Source organism: Mesorhizobium sp. C372A (assembly GCF_030323245.1).
Taxonomy (GTDB): domain Bacteria; phylum Pseudomonadota; class Alphaproteobacteria; order Rhizobiales; family Rhizobiaceae; genus Mesorhizobium.
This window is the reverse complement of the sequence record NZ_CP100475.1, coordinates 4,636,174-4,649,034: the sequence shown is the minus strand read 5'-3', so window position 1 is coordinate 4,649,034 and position 12,861 is coordinate 4,636,174. Positions and strand designations below refer to the sequence as shown.

Here is a 12,861-nt window from a genome sequence, read left to right as displayed (position 1 = left end):
AACGATGCTTCCGGGCCGTTGGGGTCCGGAAGAGAATTGATCCGACCTAGCTGGATATTGCTTCTGGAATGACCGATCCGGTGTTCTTCGCGCCATCACGCCGGTATACGGCCGGCGAAGTCGCGAATCTGACCGGCGCGTCGCTCGTCGATTCCGACCTCGCCCACATATCGATCGATGCGTTGGCGCCAGCCAATGAAGGCGGCGAGGGTGCGCTCGTCTTCGTCGACGGCAAGCGCAATTTCGCGCTGATGCAGTCGCTGAAAGCGGCGGCCGTGTTTTGTCCCGCCGAGTTCGCCGGCAAGGCGCCGGCCGGCATTGCGGTTCTGGTGCATCCGCGCCCGCAGCAGGCCTTCGCCATGATCGGCCGGCTGCTGTTCCCGACAGCGGCTACGCCGGGACCGATGACCAGCGAAACCGGGGTCTCGCCGCAAGCTCATGTCGATGCCACGGCGCATATCGAGGCAGGCGCGATCATCGAAGCCGGAGCCGTCGTCGGCCCGCGTGCTTCCATCGGCAGCGGAACGGTCATTGCCCCCCACGCCGTTATCGGCCCCTCCTGCCAGATCGGCCGTGACGGCTACATCGGGCCGGGTGTCAGTGTTCAATATGCGCTGATCGGCAACCGCGTCATCATTCATGGCGGCGCCAGGATCGGCCAGGACGGCTTCGGCTTTGTCGGCGGCGCCAAAGGCCCCGAGCGTGTGCCGCAGGTCGGCCGCGTCATCATTCAGGACGATGTCGAAATCGGCTCGAACACGACCGTCGATCGCGGCGCCATGTCGGATACGGTCATCGGTCAGGGCACCAAGATCGACAATCTGGTGCAGATCGCCCATAACGTTCGCATCGGCCGCAATTGCATTATTGCCGGGCTCTCTGGTATTTCCGGCTCCGTCACCGTCGGCGACGGTGTCACCATGGGCGGCGGCGTTGGCCTTGCCGATCATTTGACCATCGGATCAGGGGCCAAGCTTGCTGCAAGAAGCGGGTTCATGAGCAACGTGCCGGCGGGCGAGATCTGGGGAGGCTATCCGGCGCAGCCGATGGCGGAAGCCATGCGCGAGATCGCCATGCTGAGGAAGCTCGCCAGGACGCGCAAGCAGGGCGAAGGGGGAAGTAGCTGAGATGGTGCCGGCGACGCTCGAAGCGGTCGATATATTGGGGTTGATGAAGCTTTTACCGCATCGCTATCCCTTCCTGATGATCGATCGCATCATCGAAATCGACGGCAATGATTCTGCCATCGGCATCAAGAACGTGACCATCAATGAGCCGCATTTCCAGGGCCATTTCCCGGATCAGCCGGTGATGCCGGGCGTGCTCATCGTCGAGGCCATGGCGCAGACCGCCGGCGCGATCTGCATCCGTAACCTCAACACGGAAAAGCCGTCGCTGGTCTATTTCCTGACCATCGATAATGCGAAATTCCGCAAACCGGTCGTCCCGGGCGACCAGTTGAAAATCCACGTCAAGAAAATCAAGATGCGCGGCAACCTGCTCAAATTCGCCTGCGAGGCCATGGTGGAGGGCACAAAGGCCGCCGAAGCCGAGATCTCGGCAATGATGGTTACCGGCTGACGGTTCGAAATGCTCATGAAAATACAGACTTCAATCCACCCCTCGGCCGTCATCGAGGCCGGCGCGCAGATCGGCGAAGGCGCCGCAATAGGACCTTTCTGCTATGTCGGCGCTGACGCCGTGATCGGTGACCGCGTCGAACTGGTCAGCCATGTTTCGGTGCTGGGCGCGACAACCATTGGCGCCGCGACCAAGGTCTATCCAATGGCGACACTGGGCGGACCGCCGCAGAACACCAAGCACAAGGGCGGCCGCACCACTTTGGTCATCGGCCAGAACTGCACGATCCGCGAAGGCGTGACCATGCATCTCGGCACCGATTCCAGCCGCGGCGAGACGACCGTCGGCGACAACGGCAATTTCCTTGCCTATGCCCACATTGCCCATGATTGCGTCGTCGGTAAAAACGCCACCTTCGCCAATGGCGCGACCCTGGGCGGCCATTGCGAGGTTGGTGACAGAGTTTATATTGGCGGCCTCAGCGCCGTTCATCAGTTCGTGCGTGTTGGTGACAACGCCTTTCTCGGCGGCTGCTCGGCTTTTGTCGGCGATGTCATTCCCTACGCCATTGCGGTGGGCAATCGCGCCAGCCTGCGTGGACTCAACATCATCGGCCTGAAGCGCGCCGGGTTGCCGCGCGCCGAAATCTACCTGCTGCGCAAGGCTTACAAGACCATCTTCGACCGCTCCCGCACTGTCGGCGAGAACATCGAATTCGCCAAGGCCGAGTTTGCGTCGTCGCCGACGGCCATGAAAATCATCGATTTCATCACCAGTCGCGGCAAGCGGCATTTTGCCGTCCCGTCGCTTAAGGGTGGCGACGGCGACGATGCCGATGACGAAGGCTGAGGCCACTTCAACGGGCCTCGATCTTGCGCCGGACGCCAGGGTCGGCATCATTGCCGGCGGCGGTAGCTTGCCGGTCGAAGTTGCCGCCGGCCTGGCGGAGGCCGGACATCCGCCCGTCATCATCCTGGTCGAAGGTCAGGCCGACCGTCAGTCCGACCTCACAATCTATGAGCATGAAAGCCTTGCGCTGGAAGACATCGGCTCGCTGGTTGCGTTGCTGAGGCGCCGGCGAATCACCCATCTTGTGCTTGCCGGCGAGATCAGGCGCAGGCCGCGGTTGGTCGACATGCGTCCGAACCTTGGGCTACTGGCACTTATACCCTCGCTCGCCATGGCGCTTGCCCGCGGCGATGACGGGCTGTTGAAGATATTGACCCGCGGCCTGGAGGCACGGGGCGTCAAGGTTGTCGGTGCGCATGAAGTCGTGCCCCGGCTCGTCGCGGCCGAAGGGCCGCTGACCAAAGCAGTGCCGCGAAAGTCCGACTGGCGCGATATCGAGGCGGCACACGCGGCGGCAAAGGCCATCGGCGCGCTCGACATTGGTCAGGCGGCAATTGCCATCGGTGGCCGCACTGTTGCCCTGGAAGGCGTCGAGGGCACCCACGGACTGCTCGAGCGGACGCAGCAGTTGCGCGGCCATGGCAGGCTGGCCGGCAAGACGCGCGGTGTCCTGGTCAAATGCGCCAAGCCTGGCCAGGAATTGCGTGCCGATCTGCCATCTATTGGCCCCCAGACCGTCGAGGCGGCGCATGCCGCGGGGCTCGCCGGCATTGCCGTCGAAGCCGGCCGTTCGCTCATCCTCGAAGGCCCCGCCGTTCTCGCGCGCGCCAATGCGCTCGGCCTGTTCGTGTTCGGCCTGCCGGCTGCGGAGTCTGTCCATGGCAGGTGAGAAGCCGCTGAAGATTGCCATCGTCGCCGGTGAAGAATCCGGCGACCTGCTGGGCGCCGACATCGTGCAGGCGCTGAAGCGCATGACCGGGCGCGAGGTGCAACTCGTCGGCACTGGCGGGCGGCATCTGCAGGCGCTCGGACTGGCGCCGCTGTTCGACGGCGCCGAGATCGCGCTGATGGGGCTCAGCGCGATCCTGCGTGACCTGCCGCGCCTGATGCGGCGGATCAGCCAGACGGCAAGTGCTGTCGCCGCCGAAAAACCCGACTGTCTGATCACCATCGACAGCCCCGATTTCTCGCTGCGCGTCGCCAAAAAGGTCCGCGCCGCCGATCCGTCGATCCCGATCATCCATTATGTCTGCCCGAGCGTCTGGGCGTGGCGGCCGGGTAGGGCGGCCGCGATGAAGCCCTATGTCGACCACATACTGTGCATCCTGCCTTTCGAGGTAAAGGAGCTCAGCCGTCTCGGCGGCCCGCCCGGCACTTACGTCGGACATCGCCTCACGCATGATCCAGGCGTGCTGGGAGCGGCCAGGGCGCAAGCCCAGCCACGCGATCTCTCGGCCGATCACGTCAAGACGCTGCTCGTCCTGCCAGGGTCGCGGCGCGGCGAGGTGAGCCGGCTTGTCGGTCCGTTCGGCGAGACGGTGTCGGCGCTGCGCGCGCGTGGCCACCGGCTGCGGCTGTTGCTGCCGACGGTGCCGCATGTCGCCGAACTGGTCAAAACATCGGTGGCGCGCTGGGATCAGGAGCCGGAAGTCATCCTCGATCCCGAGCGCAAGTGGCAGGCCTTCGGCAAGGCCGATGCGGCGCTGATCGCGTCTGGAACGGTGTCACTGGAACTGGCGATGTCGGGTGTCCCGATGATCTCTTGCTACAAGTTCGATCCGATCATGCTGATGGCGCAGAGCCTGATCACGGTGTGGAGCGCTGCTTTGCCCAACCTTATTGCCGACCGGCCGGTCGTGCCGGAAAGCTACAACCAGTATGTGCGGCCGCACTATCTGGCGCGGCAGCTCGAGGCACTGTTCTCAGACACCGCCTACCGCGCTTGGCAAAAGGACGGCTTTGGCGAGGTTGCTAGACGCATGGCCACCGACAGGCCCTCCGGCGACATCGCCGCCGATGTCGTTCTTCGCCACATCGGGAGAGCGAATAGGGCTTAGCGAGTGAATAGTGAATAGTGAATAGTGAATAGTGAATAGTGAATAGTGAATAGGATTAACGAGCTCTCGACTATAATCAAGCTGCTACTTACTACCTGCTATTACTACCTGCTATTCACTACTTACCATTCACCATTCACTCTCTTTCACCTTTTCGCAATCGGCACGTAGTCGCGTTCCGGGGCGCCGGTATAGAGCTGGCGCGGGCGGCCGATCTTCTGGTGCGGGTCCTCGATCATTTCCTTCCACTGCGCGATCCAGCCGACGGTGCGCGCGACCGCGAACAGCACGGTGAACATGGTGGTGGGGAAGCCCAGCGCCTTCAGCGTGATGCCGGAATAGAAATCGACGTTCGGATAGAGCTTCTTTTCGATGAAGTAGGAATCGGTCAGCGCGATCTTTTCCAGCTCCATGGCGATGTCGAGCAGCGGATCGTCCTTGATGCCGAGTTCGCCGAGCACCTCATGCGCCGTCTTCTGCATGATTTTCGCACGAGGATCGTAGTTCTTGTAGACGCGATGGCCGAAGCCCATCAGCCGGAACGGATCGTTCTTGTCCTTGGCGCGGGCGATGAATTCCGGGATGTGGTCGACATGGCCGATTTCTCCCAGCATGTTGAGCGCCGCCTCATTGGCGCCGCCATGCGCCGGGCCCCACAGGCAGGCGATGCCGGCGGCGATGCAGGCGAACGGATTGGCGCCCGACGAGCCTGCAAGCCGCACGGTCGAGGTCGAGGCGTTCTGCTCGTGGTCGGCATGCAGGATGAAGATGCGCTCCATGGCGCGCGCCAGCACCGGATTGATCTTGTATTCCTCGCACGGCACCGCAAAGCACATGTGCAGGAAGTTGGCGGCGAAGTTCAGCTCGTTCTTCGGGTAAATGAAGGGCTGGCCGATATGGTATTTGTAGGCCATGGCCGCAATCGTCGGCATCTTGGCGATCAGCCGCATCGAGGCGACCATGCGCTGGTATGGGTCCGAAATGTCGGTGGAGTCATGATAGAAGGCCGACAGCGCGCCGACCACACCGCACATCACAGCCATCGGATGCGCGTCGCGGCGAAAGCCGGTGAAGAAGCGCGACATCTGCTCGTGCACCATGGTGTGGCGCGTTACCCGGTAGTCGAAATCGTCCTTCTGCGCCTTGGTCGGCAGTTCGCCGTAGAGCAGGAGGTAGCAGACTTCGAGGAAGTCGCCATGCTCGGCCAGCTGGTCGATGGGGTAGCCGCGGTGAAGCAGGATGCCGGCATCCCCGTCGATGAAGGTTATCGCCGACTCGCAGCTCGCCGTCGAGGTGAAGCCGGGATCGTAGGTGAAGGCGCCGGTGGTGTTGTAGAGCGCACCGATGTCGATGACGTCGGGCCCGACCGAGCCGCTTCGCACCTTGAATTCATGCGTCTTGCCGGCCAGTTCGAGCGTGGCAGTCGACGGGTGCGTCGTCTTGCTGCCGGTTTCCAGTCTTGTCGCAGCTTCGCTCATTCTCAAACTCCTTCATGTTCCTCATGCCGGCAAGGCAATTCCTGCAAAACGACACGTCGAAATCACCGGAATGCGCGAACTCGCCACCGCATTTTGGGAGGTGCGTGCCTGATTGGGCCAAGGCCTAATGTTGCACTGCGAAACCCGCCTTTCAATGCCAATCTTTTTGGGCCAGCTCGCTCCTAATCGATTTGATCCGCAATCCGCGCCAGGCTTTCCTCGCGGCCAAGCACGGCAAGCACGTCGAACACGCCGGGCGAGGTGCTACGGCCGGTAAGGGCCGCCCGGAGCGGTTGGGCCACGGCGCCGAGCTTGTGGCCGCCGGCCGCTGCGAACTCGCGCACCGCGGCTTCAGCCGCGGCAGCCGACCAATCGCCCGAAACAGTCTGCAAAGCGGCATGTGCGCCGCGCAGGATCGCGCGCGCGTCGGCACTGAGCAGTGCTGCCGCCTTCTCGTCGATCGGCAGCGGCCGCTCGACGAACAGGAAGGCCGCGCCATCGGCCAGTTCCACCAGCGTCTTGGAGCGCTCTTTCAGACCCGGCAAGGCAGCCAGCAGCTGCGCCTTCCTGGCGTCGTCGAGACGGGCGGCGATAGCCGGTCCGCTTTCCAGGTATGGCAGAGTGGCGACGAAAATGTCGAACAGCTCGGCATCGGCCATCTTGCGCATATGCGCGCCGTTGATCGACTCGAGCTTGGCGAAGTCGAAGCGCGCCGCACCCTTGTTGACATCGCCGATGTCGAACCACGAAATCATGTCCTTGATCGACATGATCTCGTCGTCGCCATGGCTCCAGCCGAGCCTTGCCAGATAGTTGAGCAGTGCCTCGGGCAGATAGCCCATGGCGCGATAAGCCTCGACACCGAGTGCGCCGTGCCGCTTCGACAGCTTGGCGCCGTCGGCGCCGTGGATCAGCGGGATATGCGACATCGACGGGACGTCCCAGCCCATGGCGTTGTAGATCACCGTCTGGCGCGCGGCGTTGGTCAGATGGTCGTCGCCACGGATGATGTGGGTGACGCCCATGTCATGGTCGTCGACGACGACGGCATGCATGTAGGTCGGATTGCCGTCCGAGCGCAGAATGATGAAATCGTCGAGGTCCTTGTTGGGGAAGCGCACCTCGCCCTGCACACGGTCGTGCACCACGGTTTCGCCCTCGGTCGGCGCCTTGATGCGGATGGCGCCCTTGACGCCGGGAGCCTCCGAGGGGGCACGATCGCGCCACTGGCCGTTGTAGCGCGGCGGCAGACCCTTGGCGCGTGCGGCCTCGCGCATCGCCTCGAGCTCGGCAGGCGTCTCGTAGCTGTAATAGGCCTTGCCCAGGCGCACCAGCTCCTCGGCCACCTCACGGTGGCGCGGCGCGCGCTCGAACTGCGATATGGCCTCACCGTCCCAGGAAAGGCCGAGCCAGGTCAGCCCATCCAGAATGGCCTGTGTCGCCGCCTCGTTGAAGCGTTCGCGGTCGGTGTCCTCGATGCGCAGCACCATCGTGCCGCCGGTGTGCTTGGCGTACAGCCAGTTGAACAGCGCCGTGCGCGCGCCGCCGATATGCAGATAGCCGGTGGGCGAGGGGGCAAAACGGGTGACGACCGTGTCGGACATGGAACTCTTGGAACCTTGGAAAGCGGAGCGTGATCGCGCGGACTTTCGCGCTTTGCGCGTTCATGTAGCATAGGGGGTCTGGGGCGCAAGGGGCAGACCCGATGGCTGGACGTGGCCGGGGCACGTCGGCAATTATCGGTTGCGTCAACTGGCGCTGGAGCCTTGTAGCACAAAATCTGTTCGCACCCTCCGCGCAACCTCGTTTGGCAGCAGCGTCAATGTCTGGGTTTCATTCGGCTGCAGCGTCCGTCACAGTGCCTGGAACATCGCTGCGACGGTGGTAGCCCCCTCTGACGAGCGGACATTTCTTCACGGATGCGGCACTGCCCGACTACAACGCCGCCGTGACAGCGTTGGCTTGGTCACGCATATTGACCTTTCTGCAATCATTATCGTGAACACCGCAACTGTGTGCAGGCCGGTCTCGCCACGAAGGAGGCATGATTGAAAGAAGGACTACCGATGACCGAAAACGCCGACCATACGGAGGGTGATCCGTTCTACCATGGTACCCGGGCGGATTTGAAACCCGGGGATCTGCTGAGCGTCGGCCACCCTTCCAATTTCAGAGGTAAACCACTGTCATGGATCTATTTCACCCAGACACTGGAAGCCGCCATCTGGGGAGCAGAGCTTGCAACGGGTGACGGTCGTCAAAGGATTTACATCGTAAAGCCGACGGGGTTTTTTATGGATGACCCTAACCTGACCGACAAAAAATTTCCCGGTAATCCGACGAAATCCTACCGCTCCCGTGATCCGTTGCTCATCCTGGGTGAACTCGGTGAATGGCAGGGTCATACACCGGAACAATTGAAGGCAATGCACGATGGGCTTGCTCGCCTGAGGGCGGAGGGCCGGGATATGATTGAGGATTGAGCGTCCTTGGCGGGTCAATTCCGGCGCGGTGGACGCGACCGCACGGACTTTCGCGCTTTGCGCGTTCATGTAGCATAGGAGGTCTGGGGCGCAAGGGGCAGACCTGATGGCTGGACGTGGCCGGGGCACGAAGGAAGGCGAAGGCGCCGAGGCAGGCGTCAGCGAACGCTCGCTGTTTGCCGATAGTCCCTATGCCGAGCCGCTGCCCCTCGCGCTGCCTGAGCCGCATCCCGGCATAGCGCCCGCGCTGCCCGGTGACGCGTTGCCGGCGCAAGTCACAGCGCCCGGATCTATCGCCCGACTGCGCAGACGGCTTCGCCGCCCGTCATGGCCCGCGCTCCGCCGCAGCCTTGCCGTGGCCGCCAACACGGAGCTCGACCGGGGCGTCGCCTTCCTGCTGGTCCCGGTTTTCCTGGCAGCCGGCGTCATCGTCTACTTCTCGCTGGCCGGCGAGCCGGGCTTTGCGCAGCCAATCGCCATTGTGGTGCTGGCGACATGTTGCGCTGTCGCCACGCGATCGCGGCCGAGGACGCATCTGTTCTGCATGGCCGCGATGCTGTGCGCGCTCGGCGTCGTCGCCGCCAAGGTCGAGACCTGGCGCGCCGGAACGCAGATGCTCGGCTCCGAGATTCAGACACGGCTGACCGGCCGCGTCGTCAGTCTCGAACAGATGGAAAGCGGCCGCATCAGGCTGACGCTCGACGTGGTTTCGACCGCTTACCCCGAGCTGCGCTACGCCCCGGAGCGGGTCAGGCTCTCGGCGCGGACCGTTCCCGCCGATATGACCGCCGGCTCCCTGATCACCGGCTATGCCAGGCTGTTGCCGCCGACCGGTCCGGTGCGGCCGGAGAGCTACGATTTCTCCTTCGACAGCTATTTCACCGGTATCGGCGGCAGCGGCTTCTTTCTCGGCAATCCGAAAACCATTGCTACGCAGGGACCGCCGCCGCTGACCGCATGGCTCTCCTCGGCAATCGAGAACGCGCGCGAAAACATTGCCGACCATATCAGGGGCAAGATCGGTGGCGCCGAAGGCGAGATTGCCGCGGCGTTGATTGTCGGGGTGCGCGCCGGCATCCCGGACGAGGTCAACGAAGCGATGCGGCGCACCGGCATCTACCACATCATCTCCATCTCCGGCCTGCACATGGCGCTGGTTGCCGGCACCATCATGGCGTTGCTGCGTGGCGCCTTTGCGCTGTTTCCCGATTTCTCTTCGCGCCGGCCGGTGAAGAAATATGCGGCCGCGGCAGCGCTTGTCTCGATCGCCGCCTATCTCGTTATTTCAGGCGTCGTGGTTGCCGCCGAGCGCAGCTTCATCATGCTGGCGGTCATGCTTGTCGCCGTGCTGTTTGATCGCGCCGCACTCACCATGCGCAATCTGGCGATCTCCGCCATTGCCGTCATCCTGGTGTCGCCGCACGAGGTGGTCGGTCCCAGCTTCCAGATGTCGTTTGCCGCCACTGCCGCCCTTGTCGGCGCCTATGCCGGCTGGGCCGATTACCGCGCCGACAAGGTGAGAACGCCGCCGGCAAAGCGCTCCTTCGTCGGCTTCCTGTCGCGAAAATTCGCGCTGGCCATGGGCGGCCTCGCAATGACCTCGATCATCGCCGGCAGTGCAACCTTGCTGTTCGCCATCTGGCATTTTCAGCGTGTGTCGCCGCTCAGCCTGATCGCCAATCTGGCCGTGATGCCGATTGTTTCGTTGATCGTCATGCCCTTTGCCGTGCTCAGCGCACTGGCGATGCCGTTCGGCGCCGACGGGCCGTTCCTCTATGTGATGGGCAAAGGTCTGATGGCGATGATCGCTATATCGGCCTGGATTTCCGAGCGCTCGCCGGTCGACGCCGTCGGGCTGATCTCCATCCGCTCGGTGCTGTTAGTGGCGGTCGCCCTCGTCATCGCCACCATGGCCACCACCTGGCTCAGGTTGGCGGCCGTGCCTTTCGCGCTGGCCGGCCTGTTGACGGTGCCGCAGGTGCTTACGCCAGACGTGCTCATATCCGAGGATGCGCATCTGGTGGCCATGCCGATCGGTGGCGGCGAACTCGCCCTCAACCGCGAACGCTCCAACGAATTCACCACGGACAATTGGAAACGGGCGCTGCGGGCCGAAACCATTATCCCACCTGAGATTTTCGAGGCAACAGATACGCGGTTCGATCTCGATCCGCTCGATCTGCCGCCCGGCTCGCCCTTCTATTGCACCGGCGATCTCTGTATCGCCCGGCACCCTTCCGGAGCCATTGTAGCGCTTGCGAAAGACCGCAAGACGGCGCGGCCGGCCTGTGCCTTCGCTAGCCTGATCGTCATCGATGACGCCACGGCCTACAATCCGTGCCGCGACCCGCTGGTGCTGGTCGTGACGAAGAAACAGCTGGCCCGCGACGGCAGCGCCGCCGTCTTCTTCGATCCGCAATCGGCAGCTGCAGCGCCAACCATCCGCTTCGCCGTCGACAAGCCGTATCGCCCCTGGCACGAGCAACGCCGCTTCTCCCGCGAAGCGCGCGGCCTGCCGCCTTACAACCAGCGTGAAAAGTACAAACCCAAGCCGGCTCAGTAGCGCCGGATCAATCCGACAAGCTTGCCCTGCACCTTCACCCTGTCCGGTCCAAAAATGCGGGTCTCGTAGGCCGGGTTGGCGGCTTCCAGGGCGATCGAGGCGCCCTTGCGGCGGAAGCGTTTCAGGGTCGCTTCCTCATCGTCGACCAACGCCACCACGATCTCGCCGGGGCTGGCTGTGTCGGCATTGCGGATGATGACCGTGTCGCCATCGAAAATGCCGGCCTCGATCATCGAATCGCCCTTGACCTCGAGCGCGTAGTGTTCACCGCCCATGATCATGTCGGGCGGCACCGAGATCGAATGGGTCTGATGCTGGATGGCGTCGATCGGCACGCCGGCGGCGATGCGTCCCATCACCGGGATTGAAATCGAGGAAACGGCATCGTCATTGCCGGCAGACATCGAACGCGACGGCGAGCCCGGCCTGATCTGGCGGCCGAGACCGCCTTGGCCCATCGCGCCTTGTCCTTGGCCGCCTTGCCCTTGGCCGGTTTGACCAAGACTGCCCTGAATGACGCTCGGCGAAAACTTCCTCGCCGCATTGAGGCCTGGTGCGATCGAGTCGGGCAGCCGCAGCACTTCCAGCGCGCGCGCCCGGTTCGGCAGCCGGCGAATGAAACCGCGCTCCTCAAGCGCCGTGATCAGGCGGTGGATGCCGGACTTGGAGGCGAGGTCAAGCGCTTCCTTCATCTCATCGAAGGACGGCGGGATTCCGCTCTCCTTCAGGCGTTCATGGATGAACATCAGAAGCTCATGTTGTTTGCGCGTCAGCATCGCGGCCCCCAGGGGTTCTGAAACCAGAATCAGAAAAAACAAACCCAGAACAAACACTATCTGTTCCAGTTGTGTTCCGCAACCTTTTAAAGTTTAATGAATGTGTTGACGTTTTGTTCAGCGTAACGTTCGGCACCGCGAGCGGCGCTCGTAGTCGTTGGCCGGCAACGGGGTGAAACAAAGACAAGGTGCCCTGCGTCGTCGGCTACGATCGCCGCTTCCTTTTCGGACGGGGCTGCGCAGCATCCGCGCCGGGTTCACTCTGGGCATAGACCTGCAGCGTGTAGCCGATGTGAGCGGTCATCAGAGTTTTCGCACGTTCGACGTCGCGATCGAGGGCCGCTTCCATCAGGGCGGTATGGTGTTCGATCGCCACGGCGTCGCGCAGGGCCGCCACGGCCTTCCGGTGGCCATCCGTGCGGCCGGCGGCGGCGCGCAGCGTCGGGGCCAGACCCAGAAAGCGGTGATGGCGATGCAATTGGTCGGAAATCGTCGCATTGAAGCGCAGCAGCCAGCTGGATGTCGCGGCACTGAGCAGCGCCGCATGGAAGGCATCGTGTTTTTCGTACCACGCGTCGACCGCATCATCCGATGGATCGTCGAGAACAGACCCGCACCGTGAGAGACGATAGTGGGCGGCAACGACCGCGTCTTCCCACTCACGGTCGCCCTTCTCGATCGATTCCACCAGCAGGGGCAGTTCGACCACCAGCCGCGCACGCGCCAAATCCTCGAGCTCCGCCCGAGAGACGGGAGCGACCGCAAACCCGCGGTTGCTGATGGCGGTCACAAGCCGTTCCGCCTCCAGCCGCGACAGCGCCTCGCGCAACGGCGTCCAGCCGATGCCGTAGGTGTTGCGCAGCGTGCTCAGCTTCAACGGCGCGGCAGGCGCCAGCCGGGTCGCAAGAATATCGCGCCTGAGCAGGCGATAGGCCACTTCCGTCTTCGAGGTCTGCTCGTCATCCAGCATCGTGATCCATCAGACATAAACGCTCGGGCGGATCATTATATATCAAAGCCTTTCAGTGGGTGAATTATATATAATGTTTGACAGTTCAAGGGCGACCACTCAAG

11 protein-coding genes are annotated in these 12,861 nt (G+C 63.1%); 7 read left to right on the top strand and 4 right to left on the bottom strand.

Features of this window, described 5'->3' with window-relative positions:
- Positions 1 to 68 precede the first annotated feature (68 nt).
- From lpxD to lpxB, 5 genes are read left to right on the top strand one after another with little or no spacing between them, the layout of a single operon-like run.
- Entirely contained in the window at positions 69 to 1,127 is a 1,059-nt protein-coding gene (gene lpxD, locus NLY42_RS22305; RefSeq protein ID WP_023700728.1) for a UDP-3-O-(3-hydroxymyristoyl)glucosamine N-acyltransferase, read from the top strand.
- A 1-nt stretch (position 1,128) separates the two neighbouring features.
- On the top strand, positions 1,129 to 1,581 hold the full coding sequence (gene fabZ / locus NLY42_RS22300) for a 3-hydroxyacyl-ACP dehydratase FabZ (protein ID WP_023684696.1): 453 nt from the start codon (positions 1,129 to 1,131) through the stop codon (positions 1,579 to 1,581).
- 15 nt (positions 1,582 to 1,596) lie between these two features.
- Positions 1,597 to 2,430, top strand: a complete 834-nt coding sequence (gene lpxA / locus NLY42_RS22295; protein ID WP_023754869.1) for an acyl-ACP--UDP-N-acetylglucosamine O-acyltransferase — start codon at positions 1,597 to 1,599, stop codon at positions 2,428 to 2,430.
- Positions 2,417 to 3,319, top strand: coding sequence for an LpxI family protein (locus tag NLY42_RS22290; protein ID WP_023754868.1), 903 nt, complete (start codon positions 2,417 to 2,419; stop codon positions 3,317 to 3,319). The genes lpxA and NLY42_RS22290 overlap by 14 nt, the downstream gene beginning before the upstream one ends.
- Positions 3,309 to 4,487, top strand: coding sequence for a lipid-A-disaccharide synthase (gene lpxB, locus NLY42_RS22285; protein ID WP_023754867.1), 1,179 nt, complete (start codon positions 3,309 to 3,311; stop codon positions 4,485 to 4,487). Before NLY42_RS22290 ends, lpxB begins: the two co-directional genes overlap by 11 nt.
- 146 nt (positions 4,488 to 4,633) lie before the next feature.
- Here the strand turns inward: lpxB and gltA are convergent, their stop codons facing one another.
- Both gltA and gltX read right to left on the bottom strand, forming a co-directional pair.
- Entirely contained in the window at positions 4,634 to 5,965 is a 1,332-nt protein-coding gene (gene gltA, locus NLY42_RS22280; RefSeq protein WP_023671037.1) for a citrate synthase, read from the bottom strand.
- Between the two features lie 182 nt (positions 5,966 to 6,147).
- The gene (gene gltX / locus NLY42_RS22275; RefSeq protein WP_023754866.1) at positions 6,148 to 7,569 is read right to left on the bottom strand and encodes a glutamate--tRNA ligase; all 1,422 of its coding nucleotides are present in this window, start codon (positions 7,567 to 7,569) and stop codon (positions 6,148 to 6,150) included.
- A gap of 462 nt (positions 7,570 to 8,031) precedes the next feature.
- On the opposite strand from gltX, the gene arr reads away from it, so the two are divergent.
- Together arr and NLY42_RS22265 are read left to right on the top strand one after the other, a co-directional pair.
- Entirely contained in the window at positions 8,032 to 8,448 is a 417-nt protein-coding gene (gene arr, locus NLY42_RS22270) for an NAD(+)--rifampin ADP-ribosyltransferase (RefSeq protein ID WP_023754865.1), read from the top strand.
- Positions 8,449 to 8,554: 106 nt separating this feature from the next.
- Positions 8,555 to 11,011, top strand: a complete 2,457-nt coding sequence (locus tag NLY42_RS22265) for a ComEC/Rec2 family competence protein (protein WP_023754864.1) — start codon at positions 8,555 to 8,557, stop codon at positions 11,009 to 11,011.
- Here the strand turns inward: NLY42_RS22265 and lexA are convergent.
- Positions 11,005 to 11,787 (bottom strand): transcriptional repressor LexA, encoded by a 783-nt coding sequence (lexA, locus tag NLY42_RS22260; RefSeq protein WP_023754863.1) that lies wholly within the window; start codon positions 11,785 to 11,787, stop codon positions 11,005 to 11,007. The genes NLY42_RS22265 and lexA overlap by 7 nt on opposite strands.
- Positions 11,788 to 11,992: 205 nt before the next feature.
- Positions 11,993 to 12,757, bottom strand: a complete 765-nt coding sequence (locus NLY42_RS22255) for a GntR family transcriptional regulator (protein WP_023693450.1) — start codon at positions 12,755 to 12,757, stop codon at positions 11,993 to 11,995.
- Positions 12,758 to 12,861: the final 104 nt, after the last annotated feature.

Coding starts and splice junctions, on each gene's coding strand:
- NLY42_RS22255 (WP_023693450.1), bottom strand. CDS start 12,757: ATGCTGGATGACGAGCAGACCTCGAAGACGGAAGTGGCCTATCGCCTG.
- lpxB (WP_023754867.1), top strand. CDS start 3,309: ATGGCAGGTGAGAAGCCGCTGAAGATTGCCATCGTCGCCGGTGAAGAA.
- lexA (WP_023754863.1), bottom strand. CDS start 11,787: ATGCTGACGCGCAAACAACATGAGCTTCTGATGTTCATCCATGAACGC.
- lpxA (WP_023754869.1), top strand. CDS start 1,597: ATGAAAATACAGACTTCAATCCACCCCTCGGCCGTCATCGAGGCCGGC.
- NLY42_RS22290 (WP_023754868.1), top strand. CDS start 2,417: ATGACGAAGGCTGAGGCCACTTCAACGGGCCTCGATCTTGCGCCGGAC.
- fabZ (WP_023684696.1), top strand. CDS start 1,129: ATGGTGCCGGCGACGCTCGAAGCGGTCGATATATTGGGGTTGATGAAG.
- gltA (WP_023671037.1), bottom strand. CDS start 5,965: ATGAGCGAAGCTGCGACAAGACTGGAAACCGGCAGCAAGACGACGCAC.
- arr (WP_023754865.1), top strand. CDS start 8,032: ATGACCGAAAACGCCGACCATACGGAGGGTGATCCGTTCTACCATGGT.
- lpxD (WP_023700728.1), top strand. CDS start 69: ATGACCGATCCGGTGTTCTTCGCGCCATCACGCCGGTATACGGCCGGC.
- gltX (WP_023754866.1), bottom strand. CDS start 7,569: ATGTCCGACACGGTCGTCACCCGTTTTGCCCCCTCGCCCACCGGCTAT.
- NLY42_RS22265 (WP_023754864.1), top strand. CDS start 8,555: ATGGCTGGACGTGGCCGGGGCACGAAGGAAGGCGAAGGCGCCGAGGCA.